We start from the raw sequence: 21,935 nt of genomic DNA, 5'->3' as shown, positions 1-21,935 counted from the left end.
ACCCTCAGTTGTCCCGCACGACCTTGAGCACCGCCTCGCCATAACGGTCGAGCTTGCCCTGGCCCACCCCGCCGGACTTGGCCAGGGCGGGCAGGCTTGAGGGCCGGGCCGCGGCGATCTCGGCCAGGGTGGCGTCGTGGAAGATCACATAGGGCGGCACATGCTGGGCTTGGGCCTGTTCACGGCGCCAGGATCGCAAGGCCTCGAACAGGGCCTGGTCGGCGATCGGCACGGTCAGGGCCTTGCCCTCGCGGCGCTTGCGCGGCGCGCCCGACCGCGTGCTGGTGTCGGCGGCCTCGACCTGCTGGCGCAGGCTGACCCGACGCTCGCCGCGATACACCGCCTTGACGCCCTCGACCTCGCCCAGGCCGATCAGGGGCCGGCCGTCATTGGGATCCTCGCGCAGCAACCCCTCGAAAACGAGCGTGTCGAGCAGATCGCGCCAGGTGACCGGGCTGAGCTCGCGGCCGATGCCGAAGGTCGACATCTGGGCCTCCTGCGGCGTGACGTCCTTGGTCTTGCCCAGCAGGTGGTCGATCAGGCGACCGCGCCCGAACCGCCCGCCCATGCGGTGGGCCGCCGACAGCGCCTTCTGGGCCGCCTCGCTCGCATCCACGCCTTTGGGCGGCGAGACGCAGATGTCGCAGACCCCGCAGCGGGCCACGCCCTCCTCGCCGAAATAGCGCCGCACGGCGGCGGCCCGGCAGGTGGTCCCCTCCAGCATGGCGTAGAGCTGGCGCAGTTTGCGGGTCTGGACCTGCAGCACCTCGTCGGGCGCCTCGCGGCTCTCGATGCGCTTGCTGGCCCAGGCCATGTCGGCCGAACCATAGAGGGTGATGCCCTCGGCCGGCTGGCCGTCACGGCCGGCCCGGCCGATCTCCTGCCAATAGGCCTCAATGGCGGCCGGCGGGTCGGCATGGATCACGAAGCGGACGTCGGGCTTGTCGACGCCCATGCCAAAGGCGATCGTCGCCACCATCACCGCGGCGTCGGCCTCGAGGAACTCTTCCAGCCGCCGGGCGCGGACATTTTTGTCGAGACCCGCGTGATAGGCCAGGGCCGGGATGCCCTGGGCGATCAGCTTTTCGGCCAGCTTTTCGGTGGAATCCCGGCTGCCGGCATAGACGACGCCGGCCCGGTTGGGGCGCTCCAGAACCAGTTCCACCACCCGGTCATGGCCCTTGCCGCGCTTGCGCTCGGCGCTCAGGGCCAGTTCAGGACGGGCGAAGCTGTCGACGAACTCGGCGGCGCCCTCCAGCCGCAGCTCGGCGCGGATGTCGTCCCGGGTGCGGGCGTCAGCGGTGGCGGTGACGGCCAGGCGCGGGACATTGGGGAACACCTCGGCGATGCGACCCAGCATCCGGTATTCAGGTCGGAAATCGTGGCCCCACTGGCTGACGCAGTGGGCTTCATCGACCGCGACCAGGGCCAGGTTCAGGCGCGACAGTCGATCCAGCATCGACGGCTGCATCAGGCCCTCGGGCGACAGATACAGCAGATCCAGGTCGCCGGCGTCGATACGCCGCCAGATCTCGGCGCGCTCGGCCGGCAGGGTGTTGCTGTCCAGCCGCTCGGCCGCCACCCCCGCCTGCTGCAAGCCGGCCACCTGATCGGCCATCAGGGCGATCAGCGGCGAGACCACCAGGCCCAGGCCGGGGCGGATCAGGGCGGGGATCTGGTAGCACAGGCTCTTGCCGCCCCCCGTGGGCAGCACGGCCATGGCGCTGCGCCCGGCCAGCAGCTCGCCGATCACCCCGGCCTGCAGCCCCCGGAAGTCGGCATGGCCGAACGTCCGGCGCAGCACGTCGCGGGCGGTGTCGAGCGCGGTCTCTGAGGGGGCGGAATCAACGATCGTGGGCACGGCGGACTTGTGACAGCGGGCGAGGTCGCCGCCAAGGCCTTCCTGGCGAAGGCGGCGCGATCAATCTCACAACGCTCAACTGAAAATAGCAATGCCGGACAATACGCCGGCGGGTCACACGAGCGCCGTGTTCCACGTTCATCCCTCGTCAATCTTGTCGCGCGTTTGGTGGGCATCCGCTAAACGGATCGTCGGCGCGCGACCTGATAGACAGCCTGGGATAAGGACAACATGGCGAACGGACCCTTCGGCGGGAACAGGCCGGCTCAGCCGCAACGCACGCCGCTGCAGGCCACGCTCTATTGGGGCGCGGTTGTCGGCGTGTGGGGCCTGATCTTCATCGTCGCCTTTTTCGCGGTGTTCGCCACCGACCTGCCCGACACCTCCAAGCTCTATGACGTCAAGCGTCAGCCCTCGATCAACTATCTGGATCGCTCGGGCGCCCTGCTGGCGGTGCGCGGCAGCCAGTATGCGCCGCCGGTCGATATCGACGCCCTGCCCAAATATGTTCCGGCCGCCTTCGTGGCCATCGAGGACCGCCAGTTCTATCACCATTTCGGCTTCAATCCCTGGGGCATCATGCGCTCGGTGGCCTGGAACATGAGCCATGACGGCCCGCAGCGCGGCGGCTCGACCATCACCCAGCAACTGGCCAAGAACCTGTTCCTCAGCCCGGCCCAGACCTATCGCCGCAAGGGCCAGGAGCTGATCCTGGCCATGTGGCTGGAGATGAAGTTCTCCAAGAAACAGATCCTGGCCCTCTATATGAACCGGGTCTATTTCGGGGCCGGCGCCTATGGCATCGAAGCCGCCTCGCAGCGCTATTTCAACAAGCCGGCCTCGCAACTGACCATCGGGGAAGCGGCGCTCCTGGCCGGCCTGATGAAGGCCCCCGCCCGCTATTCGCCGGTCTCGGCCAGCGAGCGGGCCGCCCGCCGCGCCACCGTCGTGCTGGACGAGATGGTGCGCACCAAGGCCATCACCCGCGAGGAGATGGAAGAGGCGATCAAGGAGCCCGTCCGCGTCTCGGCCACCCTGGCCAACCAGCGGGCGCAATATTTCACCGACTATGTCGACGCCCAGGTGCGGGCCCTGGTCGGCGAACCGACCGAAGACCTGGTGGTCGAAACCACCCTGGACCTGCCGATCCAGGTCGCCGCCGAACGCTCGGTGAAGCTGGGCGTCGAGGGCCATATCAAGCAGGGCGCCGAGCAGGCGGCCCTGGTGGCGATCGACGGCGAGGGCCGCATCCGCGCCTATGTCGGCGGCGCCGACTATGGCGAGAGCCAGTTCGACCGCGCCACCACCGCCCGTCGCCAGGCGGGATCGGCCTTCAAGCCGTTCGTCTATCTGACCGCCATGGAACAGGGTCGCGCGCCCAATGTGATGGTGGTCGACGAGCCGGTGAAGATCGGGAACTGGGAGCCGCGCAACTACACCAACAAATATCTGGGGTCGATCACGATGCAGACCGCCCTGGCCCAGTCCATCAACACCGTGGCCGCGCGCCTGGCCAATGAGGTCGGCACCGCCAATGTCGCCGCCACCGCCCGCCGCCTGGGCATCGCCAGCAAGATCCAGCTGGACCCGTCCATGGCCCTGGGCGCCGTCGAGGTCAGCCCGCTGGAAATGGCCCAGTCCTATGCGCCTTTCTCGAACGGCGGCTTCCTGGCCAAGGGTTACGGCATCGAGCGGATCCGCACCGCCAGCGGCAAGGTGCTGTATGACCACGGCGTCGAAAAGGCTGAACGGCCCGCCGTGATCGGCTCGCCGGCCCTGCAGTACATGAACCAGATGATGCGCCAGGTCGTGGCCTCGGGCACCGGCGCCCGGGCCAAGGTCGCCGGCTACGACATCGCCGGCAAGACCGGCACCACGTCGGACTATCGCGACGCCTGGTTCGTCGGTTACAGCGGCGGCTTCGTCGCCGCCGTCTGGACCGGTCGCGACGACAACACGCCGATGAAGAAGGTGACCGGCGGCGGGGTGCCCGCCGAGATCTGGCGCAACTTCATGACCGCCGCCCTGCCGCGCCTGAAGTCGACCCCGATCCCCGGCGGCGTCATCGAACCCCCGCCCATCGCCGGTATCGATCCGATCGGCGACCTGCTCAATCCCTCGACCGGGACCGAAGGTCCTGCGGCCGAAATCCCGGCCCAGGCCGGACCGCCGCCGGCCGATCAACTGCCCTACTAGGGTCAAGAGCACGCTCCGGGTCTGAAGACCACACGGCTTCGCCGCCTCACGCGGAAACCCGCTGAAGGGATGGGAAGGGCTGCGGAGCGTCCGGGCCTCGCCCGGATGTGAGTTTGTTAGTTACCGTTTCGACGAAGACGAACGCTCCGCGTGATCGTTATCCCTCTGGCTGGGGCGCGCGGGTCTCGTTCAACCCTTCACCCCCATCCGGGCTTGTCTCTCCTCGCGACGGACCCAGCCCTGAAGCTGCAGGCCGCGCCGATTCCGGAGGACCCGGAACTTACCTTCGGACGGGCGGAGGCTTTGGCTTTCCTCCGATAGGCGGATTTACGTCCCCCGCCCTCTCAACCCGCTCGACCACCCCTGACAGCCGCAACGGTCGCCGTACGTGCGCCCTTCCCGTGCTGTCAGGTGAGATTGATTATGCGGGCGGTTTGAACGCCGGGGATTGGCGCGCTCGCTTTATTTTTAGAGCGTTGATTCGGTTGAGGTTTTCGCGGACTTCGACGGGGATAAACTGCGCCCAATCCCCATACTTGCCCCCTACGGGCTGCGGAGCTTGTCCTCGGGCGCGCTTCGCGCGACCCGGGGGCAGCCGTCTTCCCCCGGCGGGGGAAGATGAAGGGCGCGGATCTCATCTTCCCCCTCCGGGGGAGGACGACCTGCGAAGCAGGTCAGGAGGGGGCCTGCGGCGTCGGTCGGGGAAGCGCAACTCCGCACCGGAGAGAGCCATCCTTACATCTCACGGCGATGCGAACGCCGCTGGAAGGCCTCGCATTGACATCAAAGCCGGCCTCCGCGCACCCGGTCCGTGCATTTTCACTAGCCACCGCGCCGCCCGACCGGTAACCGCCCCCTATGATCGAACCACATCTCTCGGGCGGCTATATTCTGGAAGAGCTTGTCGTCGGGATGGTCGCGGAAAAGCGCGTCACCGTCACCGAAGAGCGCATCCAGCGATTTGCCGAGGCCTCTGACGACTTCAACCCCGTGCACATGGACGAGGCCTTCGCGTCGCGCACCGCCTATCGCGGCCGGATCGCCCACGGCCTGCTGTCGGCCTCGTTCGGCTCCGCCGTGGTCGGCACCATCCTGCCGGGCGCGGGCGCGATCTATCTGGGCCAGACCCTGGCCTTCCACAAGCCGGTGCGGATCGGCGACGTGGTGGTGGCCCGCGTCACCGTCGCGGCGATCGATGAAGCCAGCGCGCGCGTGGTTCTGAGCTGCGAGGCCTTTGTCGGCGACGACCTGATCATGGGCGGCGAGGCCACCGTCCGGGTTCCGCGTCGTCGCCGCCCGCCAAAGGCCTGAGCCTCCGGTCTCCAGCCGCTTGGGGCGTCTAAAGCTTCGTGCGGAAAAGTGGACGCCGATTTTCCGCAAAACCGATGCGAAAAAAACCTAGAGCGCCTTCAGGACCGCATCGCCCATCTCGACGGTCGTCAGCGACCCGCCCAGATCACGGGTGCGGGCGCCGCCGTCCAGCGCCGCCTTGACCGCGCCCAGCAGGGTGTCGGCCGCCTCGGTCTGACCCAACGACCAGCGCAGGGCCATCTCGAACGACAGGATGGCGGCCAGGGGATTGGCCAAGCCCTTGCCGGCGATGTCGGGGGCCGAGCCGTGGATGGGCTCATACAGGCCCGGCTTGCCCGCCGCGCCCAGGGCCGCCGAGGGCAGCATGCCCAGCGAGCCGGTCAGCATGGCGGCGGCGTCAGAGAGGATGTCGCCAAACAGGTTGTCGGTGACGATGACGTCGAACTGCTTGGGCGCGCGGACCAGCTGCATGGCGCAGTTGTCGGCCAGGATGTGCTCCAGCTCAACATCGGCATAGTCGCGGGCGTGCAGGTCGGTGACCACCTGCCGCCACAGCAGACCGCTTTCCATCACGTTGGACTTCTCGGCCGAGGCGACGCGGTTGGAGCGGCCGCGAGCCAGCTCGAAGGCGACGCGGGCGACGCGCTCGATCTCGGCGGTCGTATAGACCTGGGTGTCGACGCCGCGCTTTTGGCCGTCGCCCAGATCGGTGATGCCGCGCGGCTCGCCGAAATAGACGCCGCCCGTCAGCTCACGCACGAACATGATGTCCAGGCCCGAGACCAGCTCGCGCTTGAGGCTGGAGGCGTCGGCCAGGGCTTCGAAACAATAGGCCGGACGCAGGTTGGCATAGACGTCCATCGCCTTGCGCAGGGCCAGCAGGCCCGCTTCCGGTCGCAGGTGGCGCGGGGCGCTGGCCCATTGCGGACCACCGACAGCGCCCATCAGCACGGCGTCGCTGGCCAGGGCGCGGTCACGGACCTCGTCAGTCAGCGGCGTTCCGTGGGCGTCATAGCTGGCGCCGCCATAGATGGCGTCCTCGACGATCAGGTCCGGCGTCAGCGCGGCGGCCACGCGACGCACCTGAGCGCAGACCTCGGGACCGATCCCGTCGCCGGGCAGAAGCAGAAGCGTGGACATCGGGAAGCTCTCTTAGATTTCGCGGTAATCAGAAACGTCGAACGACGACATGCGGCGCTCGCCCACGCCAAGCGCCGGCCAGCAGGCGCGCCAGGCGGCCATGTGCGGGCTGGCGCGGTGGAAGGCCAGGGCGTCTTCGTCGACGAAATGCTCATAGACCCGGATCAGGCCCGGATCGAGCGGATCCTCGGTCAGGGCGTAGTCCAGGCAACCGGGCTCGGCGCGGCTGCCCTCGACCTGGGCGCGCAGGTGGGGCCGCAGATCGGCCAGCCGTTCGGGCGGCAGGCGGACGGTGCCGGCGAGGATGATAGTCATGAGCGTTCGTCCCAAAGTGGCGAGGTCGTGCGTCCTTCGAGGCTCGGCTTCGCCTCGCACCTCAGGATGAGGGAGGTTTTGCGGATATCCTCATCCTGAGGCGCACGCGCAGCGGGCCTCGAAGGGCGCACGGCGATCACAGCTCCAGCCAGGGCTGGCCGATAGCCCGCTTGCTTTCGAACAGGTCGATATCGGCGCCGTGCATCAGGGTTTCGCCGATGAAGTCCAGGCCGCGCAGCATCTTGTCCTTGCGCACCGGGTCGATGTCGAAATGGAAGCTCTGGCCCGACGGCGAGATCACCGTCTGGGCTTCAAGGTCGATGCTGACCATGTGGTTGCCGCCCTTGGCCTCGTCCATCAGGACGGCGACTTCTTCGGGCTTCAGCACCACCGGCAGCAGGCCGTTGTTGAAGCAGTTGTTGTTGAAGATGTCGGCGAAGCCGGTCGAGATCACGCACAGGATCCCGAAATCCATCAGGGCCCACGGGGCGTGCTCGCGCGAAGAACCGCAGCCGAAATTGTCGCCGGCGATCAGGACCGACGAGCCCTTGTACTCCGGCCGATTGAGCACGAAGTCCTTGATCTCGTTCCCTTCGCCGTCGAAGCGGAAATCGTAGAACAGGCCCTTGGCCAGCCCCTCGCGGTCCACGGTTTTCAGGAACTGCTTGGGGATGATCTGGTCGGTGTCGATATTAGCCAGCGACAGGGGGACGGCGCGGCCGTCGAGGCGGGTGAAGGCCTGCATCAGACAGTCTCCTCAAGGAAGGTCCGCACATCGACCAGATGGCCGGCGATCGCCGCCGCCGCGGCCATGGCCGGCGAGACCAGGTGGGTGCGGCCGGCGCGGCCCTGCCGGCCTTCGAAATTGCGGTTGCTGGTCGAGGCGCAGCGCTCGTGCGGCGCCAGCTTGTCGGGGTTCATGGCCAGGCACATCGAGCAGCCCGGCTCGCGCCAGTCAAAGCCGGAAGCCTTGAAGATGGCGTCCAGACCTTCTTCCTCGGCCTGTTCCTTCACGAGGCCCGAGCCCGGCACGACCATGGCCTTGACGTGGTCGGCCACCAGACGGCCGTGCAGGAAGGCTTCCTGCACCACGGCCGCGGCGGCGCGCATGTCCTCGATCCGGCTGTTGGTGCACGAGCCGATGAAGACGCGATCGATGCGCGCCTCCGAGATCGGCTGGCCGGCGCTCAGACCCATATAATCCAGGGCCCGGTGCGCGGCGGCGCGCTTGTCGGGGGTTGAGAAGCTTTCCGGATCGGGGACATTGCCGGTCACCGGAATGACATCCTCGGGGCTGGTGCCCCAGGTGACCATCGGGACCAGGGCCGAGCCGTCGATCACCACGGTGCGGTCGAACACCGCGCCCTCGTCGGAGAAGAAGCTCTTCCAGTGGTTTTGCGCCATCTCCCAGGCCGCGCCCTTGGGGGCGGCGGGCTTGCCCTGGATATAGGCGAAGGTCTTGTCGTCCGGCGCGATCAGGCCGGCCTTGGCCCCGCCCTCGATGGTCAGGTTGCACAGGGTCATGCGGCCTTCCATCGACAGGGCCGAGATGACCTCGCCGGCGAACTCGATGACATAGCCGGTGCCACCGGCGGTGCCGATCGCGCCGATCACGGCCAGGGCCACGTCCTTGGCGGTGACGCCGGGCCCCAGCTGGCCGTCGACGCGGACCAGCATGTTGCGGGCCTTTTCCTGACGCAGGGTCTGGGTGGCCAGGACGTGCTCGACCTCGGAGGTGCCGATGCCGTGGGCCAGGGCCCCGAAGGCGCCGTGGGTGGAGGTGTGGCTGTCGCCGCAGACAATGGTCATGCCCGGCTGGGTGCGGCCCTGCTCGGGACCCACGACGTGGACGATGCCGTTGCGGATATCGCCCATCGGGAAGAACTCGATGCCGTTGTCCTTGACGTTGCGGGCCAGGGTCTGCAGCTGCAGACGGGCCTCCTCGTCCGCGACAGCGTCGACGCCCAGCGCCTGCCCCTCGGTCGGGATGTTGTGGTCAGCCACCGCCAGGGTGCGATCAGGACGACGCACCTTGCGGCCCGCGGCGCGCAGGCCGGCGAAGGCCTGGGGCGTGGTGACCTCATGGATCAGGTGCAGGTCGATATAGAGGATCGCCTCTCCGCCCGCTTCGCTGACGACATGGGTGTCCCAGATCTTGTCGTACAAGGTCCTGCTGGAGGCTGGGGGGGAGGTTTGGGGGGAGGTATGGCCGGACATGGCGGGGATATAGGGCGGATCGTGCGTGGAAATCCAGTCTTCGACCGGGCCGGAGACAAATTCTTGCCGGGTGTGTCCGCTTGGCGCGTAGCCCAGCCGATAAAGGGCGCGCCTCTTCCCGCAGGAATGACGAGGCGCGCCCTGGTATCGCTTTTGCTCAGTGACGCGGAACGCCAGCTGAAGCGGGCCACACCCTGAGAGGGAGCGGTCTGGTAGCCCGTCGCAAAGCGGCGGGGGCAGGAGGATGCTCCTCCCAAACCCCCGGCCTGTCAATATGCGTGCAACTGCACCCGGATGCGTTGCAGAAGCGCTTCAGGTCTTGGCGCGCTCCAGCGGCGAGGCGCTATCGGCCTGGGGGCGCGGGTCCAGGGCGGCATAGCGGGCGATCAGGGGATCCTTTGCGGCCTGAGCCAGCACCCAGTCACGGAAGGCGACGATCTTGCGCACCCGAGCCCGCTCCGTGGGATAGGCCAGCCAGTAGCCTCCAGCATAGCGGGCGACGATATCGAACGGCATGACCAGCCGCCCCTGGGCGATCTCCTGGGCGAAGAAGATCGGCGAGCCCAGCGCCACGCCATCGCCGGCCAGGGCGCTGGCCACCTCCAGCGCCTGGGCGTCGGCGGCCAGACGCGGAACGGCGCGCGCCGCCCCCACCTCGACCCCCGCGGCCCCGAACCATTCGCGCCACTCGTGCTCGACGCCGATGCGCGGCGCCGCGATCAGGTCTTGCGGCGATTTCAGGCCGCCCAGCCGGGCCAGAAGGCTGGGCGCGCAAAGCGGGGCCTGGACGGCGGGGATCAGGAAATGCGCGGTCAGACCCGGCCACTGGCCCAGCCCGCCGCGTAGGGCCAGGTCGACCGGCTCGCGCATAAGGTCTGAGACCCGGCTGGAGGCGTCCAACCGTACGGCGGTCTGGGGATGGGCGATCTGGAAGCCGCCCAGACGCGGCGCCAGCCACTGCCCGCCCAGACTCTGGACCGTGGTGATGGCGAGAACACCCTCTTCGGTCTCGACCAGATCGGAGACGGCCGAGCGGAGGATCGACATCGCCTCGGTGGCGGCGCGCGACAGCCGCTCGCCCGCCGGCGTGGGGGCCACCTCGCGGGGCAGGCGCAGAAACAGGGGCTGGCCCAGGCGCGCCTCAAGCGCCTTCACCTGCCAGCTGACCGCCGCCTGGGTGACGCCCAGCTCATCGGCCGCGCGGGTGAAGCTGCGCAGGCGCGCGGCCGCCTCGAACACGCGCAGGGCCGTCAGCGGCAGGGTGGCGAGGATGTCTGACATAAGGCAGCTTTATGCATACCCAAGGAGACCCCGTTTGTCACCCGGCCCCAAAAGCTCGATTTTCCGGGCCATTGGCCAGAGACGGGAGATCGAGATGATGGACGAAGCCTTCAAGACCCATAAGGAGGTTCCCTTTGGCTGGGTGCTTATGCTGCAGGAAATCATCGCCGCCCTCAGGGCGCCCAACGCCGCCAAACCCGGCCGACGCTTCCTGACGCTCCGCTGATCCCGAACCCCTTTGGACCAAGAAAAAGGCCCCGGCGTTTCCACCGGGGCCTTGATCCAATCTGGAAAGAAGCCGCAGCCTAGGCTGCCGGGCCCTTTTCCTTGCGGACGGTCTGGCGTTCGGCGATCCGGGCCGACTTACCGCGACGATCGCGCAGATAGTAGAGCTTGGCGCGACGGACGACGCCGCGACGCTTGACTTCGATGCTTTCGATGTTCGGCGACAGCAGCGGGAACAGACGTTCCACGCCTTCGCCGAACGAGATCTTGCGGACCGTGAAGCTCTCATGGATGCCGGCGCCGGCGCGGGCGATGCAGACGCCCTCGTAGGCCTGAACGCGTTCGCGCTCGCCTTCCTTGATCTTCACGTTGACGCGCAGGGTGTCGCCGGCCTGGAAGTCGGGGATCGCCCGGACGGCCAGCAGACGCGCGGATTCTTCCTGCTCGAGTTGCTTGATGATGTTGATCGCCATGTCTCAGTCTCCTTTGGGCTTACCCGTTTTCGGGCCGCCTTTTGCCTGTTGATTGGCGAGATGCGCGTCCCAAAGATCGGGCCGCCGCTCGCGAGTGGTCTCTTCACGCATACTGGACCGCCATTGCGCGACCCGCTTGTGGTCGCCCGACAGCAGCACCTCGGGGATATCCAGTCCTTCGAACGTCCGCGGTCGCGTATATTGCGGATGCTCGAGGAGACCGTCCTCGAAGCTTTCTTCCAGCGTGCTCTCGATGTTCCCCAGAACCCCCGGGGCAAGTCGAACGCACGCCTCGATCACGACCATCGCCGCCGCCTCGCCACCGGCGAGCACCGCGTCTCCGACCGAGACCTCCTCGAACCCCCGGGCGTCGAGCACCCGCTGGTCCACCCCCTCGAAACGGCCGCACAGGACGATGATCCCGGGCGTCGCGCTCCACTGCCGAACACGCGCCTGGGTCAGGGGCCGACCCCGGGCGCTCATGTACAAAAGCGGCCGCCCACCGACCTCCACGCTGTCCAGCGCGGCGGCGATGACGTCCGCTTTGAGTACCGCTCCCGCGCCGCCACCCGCAGGGGTGTCGTCGAGGAAGCCGCGCTTATCCTTGGAAAAGGCCCGAATGTCCAGTGTTTCCAATCGCCACAGGTCTTCTTCCTTCCAGGCGGTCCCGATCATCGAGACGCCCAGGGGGCCGGGGAAGGCCTCGGGAAACATGGTCATGACAGTGGCGGTGAACGGCATGAGCGCTGTTTAGCCTCAGCAGGCGCGATTGTCGAAGCCGCTCAAGGTCGTTTCACCCCGCCCCGTTGGCGGCTTGTTCACCCTCCTGAGCGAAGGTGACGCTGCAAAACCCGCCAGGAACGGACCATGATCGCCTTGAGCCGCCGTCTTCGACGCCCTTTCGCCGGCCTGACCGGCGCGATCGGACGCCTGCGCGGCGACGATCGCGGCGCGGTGGCGGTGCAGTTCGCCTTCCTGGCCCTGCCGATCGCCATCCTGGCCTTTGGCCTGCTCGACATGAACCGGATCAGCGTCCAGCGGCGTCAACTTCAGGACGCCCTGGACGCCGCCACCCTGATCGCCGCCCGGTCCACCGCCACCACGGACGCCGCCCTCGACACCACCGGCGACGCGGCCTTCCTCGCGGAGGTCGCGGGCCTGAACCTGGGGGTCACCGCCAGCAACGCCACCTTCAAGCTCGGCGCCCAGAACCAGATCGTCGGCACGGCCAACGCCACGATCAAACCCATCATCGCCAATCTGTGGACCAAGAATGACATCGTGATCACCGCGACGTCCGAGGTCGTGCGCTCGTCCAAGGATCTGGAAGTCGCCCTGGTGCTCGACATCACCGGATCGATGAAGGGAAGTCGGCTTACGGACCTTAAGACAGCGGCTGCGGATCTGGTCGACATCATCGTCAAGGACGACCAGACGCCCTATTATTCCAAGATCGCGATCGTGCCGTATGCGGCCGGCGTCAATGTCGACACCTATGCCGATGCAGTGCGCGGCGCGGTTCCGGTCCGGACCATCATCGACGCTGGGTGGGCCTCGAGTTCGGCCAAGTCCATCAGCTCCATCTCCAAAGCCAGCACCGCCGTGGTCACATCAAACAATCACGGCTTCTCCAATGGCGACCGGGTCTATATTTCCGGCGTCTCGGGGATGAGCCAGGTGAACGGACGGATATTCACCGTCGCAAACAAAGCTACAAACACCTTCAAGCTCAGTGGCTTCAACAGCAATTCCTACAGTAAAGGAACAGGTGGCACCGTAACGCGCTGCACAACCAACGACTGTACGCTGGTGATCTCAACTTCGGAGGAGCACGGCTTTATCACGGGCGACCTGATCGCGTTCGCCGGAATGAAAGGCCTAACCTCGCTGAATGGTCAAAAACGGTCCATCACCTATCTGACGCCGGCCACATTCGACACGGGCGATACGGGGCCAGGATCGGCGACCTACACGTCGGGCGGCACGGCAAGATGCGACACCAGCACCAATTCCGGCTGCGACAATTTCACCTTCACGTCCGCAAGCTACAGCACGGTGACCTTCGGTCTGAGCACCTGCGCCACCGAGCGGATCGGAACCGAGGCCTATACCGATGCGGCCCCGAGCACCGCTCTGGTCGGGCGGTCCTACCCCGCCTCCAGCAATCCCTGTCCCGACGCAACCATCATGCCGCTTTCCAGCGACCGCACGGCGCTGAAGGCCAAGATCACGGGGCTGGCGGCCGACGGCTCCACGGCGGGCCAGATCGGCCTTGCCTGGGGCTGGTACATGATTTCGCCAAACTTCGCCTATCTGTGGCCCAACGCCAGCCAGAAGCCGGCGGCCTACAAGACCAAGGACCTGATGAAGGTCGTCATCCTGATGACCGATGGCGCGTTCAACACGCCGTTTTGCACCGGCGTGATCGCCAAGGATGCCGGCTCAGGCAGTGGGTCGAACTCAGATCACATCAATTGCAACGCCACCAATGGCGACGCCTTCTCACAGGCTAAGAAGATTTGCGACGCGATCAAAAACAAGAACAACGAAACCATACTCTATACGGTCGGTTTCACCGTCGGCAGCGACGCGACGGCCAAGGCTTTCCTCGACGACTGCGCCACCGACTCTGATCACGCCTACTACCCCACCACCGGGGCGGAGCTGAAGGTCGCCTTCAAGGCGATCGCCCAAAACATCTCGTCCCTGCGGATCTCCAAATAGCCAAGGCCCCGCCGGTTGGACCGGCGGGGCCTGTGATCGTTCGGACGTCGGTAGGGCTCAGACCAGCTTGATCTCGCGCAGACGCTGCTGAAGAAATTCATCCGCCGTGATCGACTCCGGATAGCGATCCGGATTCTCGGCCGTGATGCAGTTGGGCAGGGTCTTGATCTCGTAGTCCGACGCGAAATGCAGGAAGAACGGCGTTGAATAGCGGGGCACGCCGCGACGTTCCGGCGGCGGATTGACCACGCGATGCTGGGTCGAGGGCAGGACGTGGTTGGTCAGGCGCTCCAGCATGTCGCCGATATTGATCACCAAGCAGCCCGGCGGCGGGTTGATCGGCAGCCACTGCCCGTCGCGGTCCAGAACCTCCAGCCCGCCCTCTTCGGCGCCCAGCAGCAGGGTGATGGTGTTGATGTCGCCATGGGCTCCGGCCCGCACGCCGGTCGCATCCTGCGGGATGGGCGGATAGTGCAGCAGACGCAGCACGCTGTTGCCGTTCTCGACGGTGGGCTCGAAGAAGTTGCGATCCAGCTTCAGATAGGTGGCGATCGCCTCCAGCACCTTGCCGCCCATGCTGTCCAGCGCGTTGTAAAGCCAGCTGACATCGTGCTTGAAGGCCGGGATTTCGGCGGGCCAGACATTGTCGGCCATCGTGGCGCGGAAGCGGTGGCCGGGCGGCAGGTCGCGGCCCATGTGCCAGAATTCCTTCAGGTCATAGTGGGTCGCGCCCTTGGCGGTCTCGACGCCGAAGGGGATGTAGCCGCGCGCGCCGCCCTTGGTCCCGGCATAGTGCTTCTTCATGTCCTCTGGCAGGGCGAAGAAGGCCTTGGTGTCGGAAATGGCCGCGTCGATGCGGGCCTGATCCAGGTCGTATTCCGACAACACCGCGAAACCGTAGCGTTCGAACGAAGCCCCCAAGGCTTGGGCGAAGCCCTCGAAATCCTTGCTGTAGAGCGTGAATGAAACCGGTTCGATCGCGGACGTGGTCACAGGAACAGAGCCTTCAAGAGTCAGTCGGGACATTAGTAAGTCACAGCTTACTACACTGGGAAGGACGCCGAGCGAAGAGCCGTTCATCGCCGGGTCAGGTTGGATGATGGAACTTGACCGTGGGCCGGGCGTTTGCCCTGTCAATGATCAAGCGTGGCGACACGCCCCGGCAACACGCCCCAAGAGCACGGAAGACGATGGCCATGATGAACAAGACTGTTGCGAAAGCCGCCAGGACGCGCGCGCCCCTCGCGGTCGCAGCCCTGCTGATGGGCGCCGCCGCCCTCACCGCCTGCACCACCACCGATCCCTATACCGGCATGCCCGTGCGCAACAACACCGGGACCGGCGTTCTGAGCGGCGCCGGCGTCGGCGCGGTGCTCGGCTATCTGACCAACACCAGCTCGGGCGAGCAGGGCCGCAAGAACGCCCTGATCGGCGCGGGCATCGGCGCCCTGGCCGGCGGCGCGGTCGGCAACTATATGGACCGTCAGCAGGCTGACTTCCGCCGCAGCCTCGAAGGCTCCGGCGTGATGATCCGCCGCAACGGCGACCAGATCGTGCTGGTGATGCCCAGCGACGTGACCTTCGCCGTCGATCAGTCGGACGTGCAGCCGCAGTTCACCCGCGTGCTCGACGATGTGGCCCGCACCCTCAACGCCTATCCCCAGACCACGATCGACGTCGTCGGCCATGCCGACTCCAGCGGCCCTGACGCCTACAATCAGACCCTGTCGGAGCGCCGCGCCAGTTCGGTGGCCGGCTATCTGACCGGCCCCGGCCGCGTGCTGGGCGACCGCATCTATGTCGCCGGCATGGGCGAGCGCCAGCCGATCGCCGACAACGGCACGGCCGAAGGCCGCAGCCAGAACCGCCGGGTGGAAATCATCCTGCGCCCGCTGACCCAGTAGTCTCAGCCAGCCTGACGAGCGCCCTTCCCCGGGAATGGGGGAGGGCGCTTGGCGTCTACTCGGCCCCTTCCCTGTCGGCCCGTTCGCGCAGTTCCTGCTCAAGGCTGGCGGTGTCCCACGCGCCGCCGCCCTCGCCAGGACGCATTCGCGACAGGTCGGCGGCTAGCAGGCGATCCATCGTCTGGGCGGCGTCGCGCGAGGCGAGGATATAGGCCTCCTCCTGCCCCCACACCGGCCGCAGGTCCTCGAAGGTTCGGCGGTCGTGACGGCGGAAGAAGGCGGCGGCGCGGTGCGCCCGATGGGCGCGGAACCCCAGCTTCTGCAAGGCTGTCGCGCCAAGAGCCAGGGCGGACTCGAACGTCTCGCGCTCCACAGCGTCAGCGCCATGCGCCAGCAGATCATAGGCATGGCGGCGATCCCAGGCCCGGGCCAGGATCACCAGGTCGGGGAAGGCCTCGCGGGCCGTCTCGACCAGCTCCACGGTCTTTTCCCGGTCATCCAGCGCGACGATCAGCATCCGGGCCCGCTCGATGCCGGCCGCCCGCAGCAAGTCCATCCGCGTGGCGTCGCCATAGTGGACCCGGCGACCAAAGCGCCGCAGCAGGTCGATCTGCTCGATGTCGCTGTCCAGGACCGTCGAGCGGAAACCATTGGCGGTCAGCAGGCGGCCGGTGATCTGACCAAACCGGCCAAACCCGGCGATGATGATCTCCGGCTCGCCGTCCTCGAAATCTTCGGTGGCGGGAACCACGTCCGGAATGGCGGCGTCCACGGCCGCCGCGATCCGCTCATAGAGGATCATCGCCAGGGGCGTCAGGGCCATCGACACCGCGACCGCCGCGGTCAGCAGGGCCGCCAGGGTGGCGCCGATCACGCCCGCCCCGACCGTGAAGGTCAGCAGCACGAAGGCGAACTCTCCGCCCTGCGCCAGGGCCGTGGCCACCGCCGCGGCGCCGCGCATGGGCGCGCCGAACAGCCGGGCCAGGCCCAGCATGACCAGGAACTTCAGACTCATCAGACCCAGAACCAGGCCGATCAGGGTCAGGGGCCGCTGGGCGATCAGCGGCAGATCAACCCCGGCTCCGACGGTGATGAAAAACAGGCCCAGCAACAGACCCCGGAAGGGCTCGATGTCGGTCTCCAGCTCCCGGCGAAACTCGCTTTCGGCCAGCACCACCCCCGCCAGGAAGGCGCCCAGGGCCGGCGACAGCCCCACCGTCTGCATCAGGCTGGCGACCCCGACCACGATCAGCAGGGCCGCTGCGGTGAAGATCTCGCGCAGCCGCGATTCGGCGATGAACCGGAATAGCGGCCGCACCAGATAGCGGCCTCCGCCGACCACGGCGGCGACGGCGGCCAGCACCGACAGGCCCTGAGCCCAGATCGGCAGATGGGCCACCAGGCTCGCGCCGTGCCCCTCTGCGTCGGCGACTGCGGTCGGGGCGACCGTGGCCAGCAGCGGCAGCAGGGCGAACATCGGAATGACCGCCAGGTCCTGCAGCAGAAGGATGCCGAAAGCCGCGCGCCCGACGGGCCCCTGGCGCAGGCCCTTTTCGTCGAGGGTCTGCAGCACGATCGCGGTCGACGACATGGCCAGCACCAGGCCCACCGCCAGCGCGGTCTGCCACGGAAGCCCCAACAGCATCGACACGCCGGCGATGGCCAGGGATGTGCCCACCACCTGGGCGCCGCCAAACCCGAAGATCGCCTTGCGCATCTGCCACAAGGCGGAGGGTCGCACCTCCAGACCGATCAGGAACAACAGGATGACCACGCCGAACTCGGCGAATTTCATGACGTCGGCCTGGGCGCCGACCAGGGACAGGGCGTAGGGCCCGATCAACACGCCGGCGATCAGATAGCCCAGCACCGAGCCCAGGCCGAGCCGCTTGGCGATCGGCACGGAAACCACGGCGGCGCCCAGATAGACCAGGGTCTGGGTGAGGAGGGATTGCACCGGTCAGGCCTCCGTCTTCGTGGGGAGCAGTGAGGCGACCCGCGCCTTGTAACGGTCGGCCTCGGCCTTCAGCGCCTCGTCGTCCTTGACCGCCGCGCCGTGCACGACGAAGGGCGTCTCCCAGACCATGCCACACAGATGCGCGGTCTGTTCCAGGGGCCGCAGGAACTCGTCCATCGTGAAGCGATTGTAGCCCTGGGCGTGATAGGCCTTGGCGCTGGCGCCGGTGGTGCAGGCGACAAACAGCCGTTTGCCCTGCAGGGCGACGCCGTCATGGCCATAGGCGAAGCCGTGCAGCCAGACCAGGTCCAGCCACTCCTTCATCAGGGCCGGGGTCGAATACCAGTAGAGCGGAAACTGCAGGGCGATGACGTCGTGCGCCACCAGAGACGCCTGCTCGGCCTCGATATCGATCGCGAAGTCCGGATAGGTCTCATAGAGGTCGCGGAACGTGACACAGGAAAGGCCTTTGGCGGCCTTGGCCAGGGCCCGATTGGCGCGAGAGCGTTCAAGCGCCGGGTGCGCCAGGACCAGCAGCACGCCGGAGGTGGCGGGCGTCAGGGCGCCGGTGTTAGCCTCTGTCGTCACGCGATGTCTCCGAGTGGCGGAAATTTATTCATCAAGGGTTGAATTTCTTGAGCGACCGGGCGAGATCCTTCGCCAAACACCGGATCGCCAATAACCGGATGCGGAGGACCCATGGTCGACAAGATAAGCAAGGACGCCGCTTCAGCCCTGTCGGGGCTGCTGTTCGACGGCATGACCATCATGGCCGGAGGCTTTGGCCTCTGCGGCATTCCGGAAAACCTGATCGCGGCGATCCGCGAGACGGGCGTCAAGGACCTCACGGTCGTCTCCAACAATTGCGGCGTCGATGGCTTCGGCCTGGGGATCCTGCTGGAGAACCGCCAGATCAAGAAGATGGTCAGCTCCTATGTGGGGGAGAACAAGCTGTTCGAACAGCTCTACCTCAGCGGTGAGCTGGAACTGGAGTTCAATCCGCAGGGCACCCTGGCCGAACGTATCCGCGCCGGCGGCGCGGGCATTCCCGCCTTCTTCACCAAGACCGGGGTCGGCACCCTGGTGGCCGAGGGCAAGGAAGTCCGCGATTTCGACGGCGAGCTCTATGTGATGGAGCGTGGCCTCACCGCCGACCTGTCGATCGTCAAGGCCTGGAAGGCCGACGCCGAGGGCAATCTGATCTATCGCAAGACCGCCCGGAACTTCAATCCGATGATGGCCACGGCCGGCAAGGCCTGCGTCGTCGAGGTCGAGGAGATCGTCGCGATCGGCGACCTCGACAAGGACAGCATCCACACCCCGGGCATCTATGTCGACCGGGTGCTGAAGGGCGCCAAGTTCGAAAAGCGCATCGAGCGGGTCACGACCCGTCAGAAGGAGAGCGTCTGATGGCCTGGACCCGCGACGACGTCGCCGCCCGCGCGGCCAGGGAGCTGAAGGACGGCTTCTATGTGAACCTGGGCATCGGCATCCCGACCCTGGTGGCCAACCACATCCCCGACGGCATCAGCGTGACGCTGCAAAGCGAGAACGGCATGCTGGGCATGGGGCCCTTCCCGTTCGCGGGCGAAGAGGACGCCGACCTGATCAATGCCGGCAAGCAGACGATCACCGAACTGGACAGCAGTTCCTATTTCTCGAGCGCCGACAGCTTCGCCATGATCCGCGGCGGCCATATCGCCCTGTCGATCCTGGGCGGCATGCAGGTGTCGGAGACCGGCGACCTGGCCAACTGGATGGTGCCCGGCAAGATGGTCAAGGGCATGGGCGGGGCGATGGATCTGGTCGCCGGCGTCAAGCGCGTGGTGGTGGTCATGGACCATTGCGAGAAGTCGGGCGCGCCCAAGCTGCTGAAGGCCTGTTCGCTACCGCTGACCGGCGCCGGCGTGGTCGATCTGCTGATCACCGAGCTGGGCGTCTTCGAGATCAATCGCGGCAAGACCCCGGTCCGGCTGATCGAACTGGCCCCAGGCGTCACGGTCGAGGAGATCACGGCCAAGACCGAGGCGGCCTTCGAGGCGGCGCTGTAGCTCAGACGCTTTGAAACCTGGAAAGACCTCCTGGAAAGACATGGAGCGGCGCGCATCGGAAGGTGCGCGCCGTTTCTGTTTGGCCCGATTTTACTGGCTCTGCGCACAAACAAAAACGGCCTCCCGAAGGAGGCCGTTTCAGATCTTGGGTGCGGGGACAGGATTTGAACCTGTGACCTTCAGGTTATGAGCCTGACGAGCTACCGGGCTGCTCCACCCCGCGGCAGAGTGAGGATTGTGTTGGTAGGGTTGGACTTTGAAGGGACTTGAAGACGTATCCTTTTAGCGGACCTGGCGGCGACCTACTCTCCCGCGCCTTGAGACGAAGTACCATTGGCCCAGGGGGACTTAACGACCGAGTTCGGAATGGGATCGGGTGGGGAACCCCCGGCATAGCCACCAGGTCAGCAAAAAGGATGCGTGCAGAACGTTCTGAGGCGTTCTGGTTATCAAGTCGAAGAAGACATCGTATGTCTGATTGCTACAAAGAGCATTTGCATAGGTTTGGCTGAAGAACGATCAAGCCTATCGAGCTATTAGTACCAGTAAGCTACACGCCTCACAGCGCTTCCACACCTGGCCTATCAACGTGGTGGTCTTCCACGGCTCTCAGCGAGACCTTGTTTTGAGGTTAGTTTCCCGCTTAGATGCTTTCAGCGGTTATCTAGTCCACACTTAGCTACCCTGCTGCACAGCTGGCGCCATGACAGGTCCACCAGAGGTGTGTCCATCCCGGTCCTCTCGTACTAGGGACAGATCCTCTCAAGTCTCGTACACCCACGGCAGATAGGGACCAAACTGTCTCACGACGTTCTGAACCCAGCTCACGTACCACTTTAATCGGCGAACAGCCGAACCCTTGGGACCTGCTCCAGCCCCAGGATGTGATGAGCCGACATCGAGGTGCCAAACTTTGCCGTCGATATGGACTCTTGGGCAAAATCAGCCTGTTATCCCTAGAGTACCTTTTATTCGTTGAGCGATGGCCCTTCCACGCAGGACCACCGGATCACTATGGCCGACTTTCGTCTCTGCTCGACTTGTCAGTCTCGCAGTCAGGCGGGCTTATGCCATTGCACTCGACGACCGATTTCCGACCGGTCTGAGCCCACCATCGCGCGCCTCCGTTACACTTTGGGAGGCGACCGCCCCAGTCAAACTGCCCGCCACGCCATGTCCCGGACCCGGATAACGGGCCGCGGTTAGACGTCAACAACAATAAGGGTGGTATTTCAAGGATGGCTCCACTCGAACTGGCGCCCGAGTTTCATAGCCTCCCACCTATCCTACACATGTTGTTGCTAACGCCAAGGCGAAGCTGCAGTAAAGGTTCATAGGGTCTTTCCGTCTGACCGCGGGAACCCCGCATCTTCACGGGGAATTCAATTTCGCTGAGCCCATGCTGGAGACAGTGGGGAAGTCGTTACGCCATTCGTGCAGGTCGGAACTTACCCGACAAGGAATTTCGCTACCTTAGGACCGTTATAGTTACGGCCGCCGTTTACCTGGGCTTCAGTTCGCTGCTTGCACAACTCCCTTTAACCTTCAGGCACCGGGCAGGCGTCAGACCCTATACGTCGCCTTACGGCTTCGCAGAGCCCTGTGTTTTTGATAAACAGTCGCTACCCCCTGGCCTGTGCCACTCTACTCTGGTTGCCCAAAGCAGAGTCACGCTTATCCCGAAGTTACGCGTGCAATTTGCCGAGTTCCTTCAGCATGGTTCTCTCAAGCGCCTTGGTATACTCTACCTGCCCACCTGTGTCGGTTTCGGGTACGGTCTCCGTTGGAGTTATTTCCAGGGACCTGTTCACTGCCCAGAGCAATCCAATAAGCCTAGACAATTTACCAGATCCGTCACTTCCAACTGGTTCAGGAATATTCACCTGATTCCCATCGACTACGCCTTTCGGCCTCGCCTTAGGGGCCGACTAACCCTGCGCAGATTAGCTTTACGCAGGAACCCTTGGGCTTTCGGCGAGAGTGTCTCTCACACTCTTTATCGCTACTCATGTCAGCATTCTCACTTCCGATACCTCCAGCCAGGCTCACGCCTGACCTTCAACGGCTTACGGAACGCTCCGCTACCGCGTGCAGTAAACTGCACACCCATACCTTCGGCGTCTGGCTTGAGCCCCGTTACATTTTCCGCGCAGGTTCGCTTGACCAGTGAGCTGTTACGCTTTCTTTAAATGATGGCTGCTTCTAAGCCAACATCCTGGTTGTCAAAGCAAACCCACATCGTTTCCCACTTAGCCAGAACTTGGGGGCCTTAGATGATGG

Annotated in this window: 18 protein-coding genes, 1 tRNA gene and 2 rRNA genes (1 of these 21 running past the window's edge); 7 read left to right on the top strand and 14 right to left on the bottom strand. The window is 65.6% G+C overall.

From position 1 onward, the window contains the following. Nucleotides 1-4: 4 nt before the first annotated feature. A complete protein-coding gene (gene recQ, locus ACW18B_RS04400) occupies nucleotides 5-1,852 on the bottom strand; it encodes a DNA helicase RecQ (RefSeq protein WP_492051598.1) in 1,848 nt (615 codons plus the stop codon). Nucleotides 1,853-2,092: 240 nt separating this feature from the next. Between recQ and ACW18B_RS04395 the strand changes: the two genes are divergently transcribed. Together ACW18B_RS04395 and ACW18B_RS04390 are read left to right on the top strand one after the other, a co-directional pair. Then, nucleotides 2,093-4,057, top strand: coding sequence for a transglycosylase domain-containing protein (locus tag ACW18B_RS04395; RefSeq protein ID WP_492049861.1), 1,965 nt, complete (start codon nucleotides 2,093-2,095; stop codon nucleotides 4,055-4,057). Between the two features lie 858 nt (nucleotides 4,058-4,915). Then, nucleotides 4,916-5,368 carry a MaoC family dehydratase gene (locus tag ACW18B_RS04390; RefSeq protein ID WP_492049859.1) on the top strand — a complete coding sequence of 151 codons (453 nt, stop codon included), beginning with the start codon at nucleotides 4,916-4,918 and terminating at the stop codon, nucleotides 5,366-5,368. Nucleotides 5,369-5,455: 87 nt separating this feature from the next. Here the strand turns inward: ACW18B_RS04390 and leuB are convergent, their stop codons facing one another. The 5 genes from leuB to ACW18B_RS04365 form a co-directional block, all read right to left on the bottom strand. Then, nucleotides 5,456-6,508 carry a 3-isopropylmalate dehydrogenase gene (leuB, locus tag ACW18B_RS04385; protein WP_492049857.1) on the bottom strand — a complete coding sequence of 351 codons (1,053 nt, stop codon included), beginning with the start codon at nucleotides 6,506-6,508 and terminating at the stop codon, nucleotides 5,456-5,458. 12 nt (nucleotides 6,509-6,520) lie between these two features. Beyond that, the gene (locus ACW18B_RS04380) at nucleotides 6,521-6,823 is read right to left on the bottom strand and encodes a putative quinol monooxygenase (RefSeq protein WP_492049855.1); all 303 of its coding nucleotides are present in this window, start codon (nucleotides 6,821-6,823) and stop codon (nucleotides 6,521-6,523) included. A gap of 136 nt (nucleotides 6,824-6,959) precedes the next feature. Continuing rightward, nucleotides 6,960-7,568, bottom strand: coding sequence for a 3-isopropylmalate dehydratase small subunit (gene leuD / locus ACW18B_RS04375; RefSeq protein ID WP_492049854.1), 609 nt, complete (start codon nucleotides 7,566-7,568; stop codon nucleotides 6,960-6,962). Then, nucleotides 7,568-9,040 carry a 3-isopropylmalate dehydratase large subunit gene (gene leuC, locus ACW18B_RS04370; protein ID WP_492049853.1) on the bottom strand — a complete coding sequence of 491 codons (1,473 nt, stop codon included), beginning with the start codon at nucleotides 9,038-9,040 and terminating at the stop codon, nucleotides 7,568-7,570. Before leuC ends, leuD begins: the two co-directional genes overlap by 1 nt. A 312-nt stretch (nucleotides 9,041-9,352) precedes the next feature. Further along, nucleotides 9,353-10,321, bottom strand: coding sequence for a LysR substrate-binding domain-containing protein (locus ACW18B_RS04365; protein ID WP_492049851.1), 969 nt, complete (start codon nucleotides 10,319-10,321; stop codon nucleotides 9,353-9,355). 94 nt (nucleotides 10,322-10,415) lie between these two features. Between ACW18B_RS04365 and ACW18B_RS04360 the strand changes: the two genes are divergently transcribed. After that, complete coding sequence (locus ACW18B_RS04360; protein WP_492049850.1) at nucleotides 10,416-10,547, top strand: hypothetical protein; 132 nt, start codon at nucleotides 10,416-10,418, stop codon at nucleotides 10,545-10,547. 79 nt (nucleotides 10,548-10,626) lie between these two features. Here ACW18B_RS04360 and rplS read toward each other — a convergent pair whose 3' ends face one another. Together rplS and trmD are read right to left on the bottom strand one after the other, a co-directional pair. Next, complete coding sequence (rplS, locus tag ACW18B_RS04355) at nucleotides 10,627-11,019, bottom strand: 50S ribosomal protein L19 (protein ID WP_492049848.1); 393 nt, start codon at nucleotides 11,017-11,019, stop codon at nucleotides 10,627-10,629. A gap of 3 nt (nucleotides 11,020-11,022) precedes the next feature. Next, nucleotides 11,023-11,760 carry a tRNA (guanosine(37)-N1)-methyltransferase TrmD gene (gene trmD, locus ACW18B_RS04350; protein ID WP_492049846.1) on the bottom strand — a complete coding sequence of 246 codons (738 nt, stop codon included), beginning with the start codon at nucleotides 11,758-11,760 and terminating at the stop codon, nucleotides 11,023-11,025. 126 nt (nucleotides 11,761-11,886) lie between these two features. Between trmD and ACW18B_RS04345 the strand changes: the two genes are divergently transcribed. Continuing rightward, nucleotides 11,887-13,743: a TadE/TadG family type IV pilus assembly protein gene (locus ACW18B_RS04345; protein WP_492049844.1), complete on the top strand. Its 1,857-nt coding sequence runs from the start codon at nucleotides 11,887-11,889 to the stop codon at nucleotides 13,741-13,743. Between the two features lie 57 nt (nucleotides 13,744-13,800). Here the strand turns inward: ACW18B_RS04345 and ACW18B_RS04340 are convergent, their stop codons facing one another. Further along, on the bottom strand, nucleotides 13,801-14,736 hold the full coding sequence (locus ACW18B_RS04340; RefSeq protein WP_492049842.1) for an isopenicillin N synthase family dioxygenase: 936 nt from the start codon (nucleotides 14,734-14,736) through the stop codon (nucleotides 13,801-13,803). A 206-nt stretch (nucleotides 14,737-14,942) separates the two neighbouring features. Here ACW18B_RS04340 and ACW18B_RS04335 point away from each other — a divergent pair, with 206 nt between their 5' ends. Further along, complete coding sequence (locus ACW18B_RS04335; RefSeq protein WP_492051596.1) at nucleotides 14,943-15,647, top strand: YiaD family glycine zipper/OmpA-like lipoprotein; 705 nt, start codon at nucleotides 14,943-14,945, stop codon at nucleotides 15,645-15,647. Nucleotides 15,648-15,702: 55 nt separating this feature from the next. On the opposite strand, the gene ACW18B_RS04330 is transcribed toward ACW18B_RS04335, so the two are convergent. Continuing rightward, entirely contained in the window at nucleotides 15,703-17,604 is a 1,902-nt protein-coding gene (locus ACW18B_RS04330) for a monovalent cation:proton antiporter-2 (CPA2) family protein (protein ID WP_492049840.1), read from the bottom strand. Between the two features lie 3 nt (nucleotides 17,605-17,607). Continuing rightward, on the bottom strand, nucleotides 17,608-18,192 hold the full coding sequence (kefF, locus tag ACW18B_RS04325) for a glutathione-regulated potassium-efflux system oxidoreductase KefF (RefSeq protein WP_492049838.1): 585 nt from the start codon (nucleotides 18,190-18,192) through the stop codon (nucleotides 17,608-17,610). A 111-nt stretch (nucleotides 18,193-18,303) separates the two neighbouring features. Between kefF and ACW18B_RS04320 the strand changes: the two genes are divergently transcribed. After that, a complete protein-coding gene (locus tag ACW18B_RS04320) occupies nucleotides 18,304-19,014 on the top strand; it encodes a CoA transferase subunit A (RefSeq protein ID WP_492049836.1) in 711 nt (236 codons plus the stop codon). Then, nucleotides 19,014-19,655, top strand: a complete 642-nt coding sequence (locus ACW18B_RS04315) for a 3-oxoacid CoA-transferase subunit B (RefSeq protein ID WP_492049834.1) — start codon at nucleotides 19,014-19,016, stop codon at nucleotides 19,653-19,655. Before ACW18B_RS04320 ends, ACW18B_RS04315 begins: the two co-directional genes overlap by 1 nt. A gap of 146 nt (nucleotides 19,656-19,801) precedes the next feature. Here the strand turns inward: ACW18B_RS04315 and ACW18B_RS04310 are convergent. From ACW18B_RS04310 to ACW18B_RS04300, 3 genes are all read right to left on the bottom strand, one after another. Next, nucleotides 19,802-19,878, bottom strand: a tRNA-Met gene (locus ACW18B_RS04310). A gap of 66 nt (nucleotides 19,879-19,944) precedes the next feature. Continuing rightward, nucleotides 19,945-20,059: ribosomal RNA gene (gene rrf / locus ACW18B_RS04305) — 5S ribosomal RNA — on the bottom strand. A 111-nt stretch (nucleotides 20,060-20,170) separates the two neighbouring features. Next, nucleotides 20,171-21,935: ribosomal RNA gene (locus tag ACW18B_RS04300) — 23S ribosomal RNA — on the bottom strand; it runs 1,025 nt beyond the window's last position.

The organism is Caulobacter sp. FV2ps19 (genome assembly GCF_058681035.1).
This window is presented reverse-complemented; position numbering and strand designations above follow the sequence as displayed.

Coding starts and splice junctions, on each gene's coding strand:
- ACW18B_RS04395 (WP_492049861.1), top strand. CDS start 2,093: ATGGCGAACGGACCCTTCGGCGGGAACAGGCCGGCTCAGCCGCAACGC.
- ACW18B_RS04390 (WP_492049859.1), top strand. CDS start 4,916: ATGATCGAACCACATCTCTCGGGCGGCTATATTCTGGAAGAGCTTGTC.
- leuB (WP_492049857.1), bottom strand. CDS start 6,508: ATGTCCACGCTTCTGCTTCTGCCCGGCGACGGGATCGGTCCCGAGGTC.
- ACW18B_RS04380 (WP_492049855.1), bottom strand. CDS start 6,823: ATGACTATCATCCTCGCCGGCACCGTCCGCCTGCCGCCCGAACGGCTG.
- leuD (WP_492049854.1), bottom strand. CDS start 7,568: ATGCAGGCCTTCACCCGCCTCGACGGCCGCGCCGTCCCCCTGTCGCTG.
- leuC (WP_492049853.1), bottom strand. CDS start 9,040: ATGTCCGGCCATACCTCCCCCCAAACCTCCCCCCCAGCCTCCAGCAGG.
- ACW18B_RS04365 (WP_492049851.1), bottom strand. CDS start 10,321: ATGTCAGACATCCTCGCCACCCTGCCGCTGACGGCCCTGCGCGTGTTC.
- ACW18B_RS04360 (WP_492049850.1), top strand. CDS start 10,416: ATGATGGACGAAGCCTTCAAGACCCATAAGGAGGTTCCCTTTGGCTGG.
- rplS (WP_492049848.1), bottom strand. CDS start 11,019: ATGGCGATCAACATCATCAAGCAACTCGAGCAGGAAGAATCCGCGCGT.
- trmD (WP_492049846.1), bottom strand. CDS start 11,760: ATGCCGTTCACCGCCACTGTCATGACCATGTTTCCCGAGGCCTTCCCC.
- ACW18B_RS04345 (WP_492049844.1), top strand. CDS start 11,887: ATGATCGCCTTGAGCCGCCGTCTTCGACGCCCTTTCGCCGGCCTGACC.
- ACW18B_RS04335 (WP_492051596.1), top strand. CDS start 14,943: ATGAACAAGACTGTTGCGAAAGCCGCCAGGACGCGCGCGCCCCTCGCG.
- ACW18B_RS04320 (WP_492049836.1), top strand. CDS start 18,304: ATGGTCGACAAGATAAGCAAGGACGCCGCTTCAGCCCTGTCGGGGCTG.
- ACW18B_RS04315 (WP_492049834.1), top strand. CDS start 19,014: ATGGCCTGGACCCGCGACGACGTCGCCGCCCGCGCGGCCAGGGAGCTG.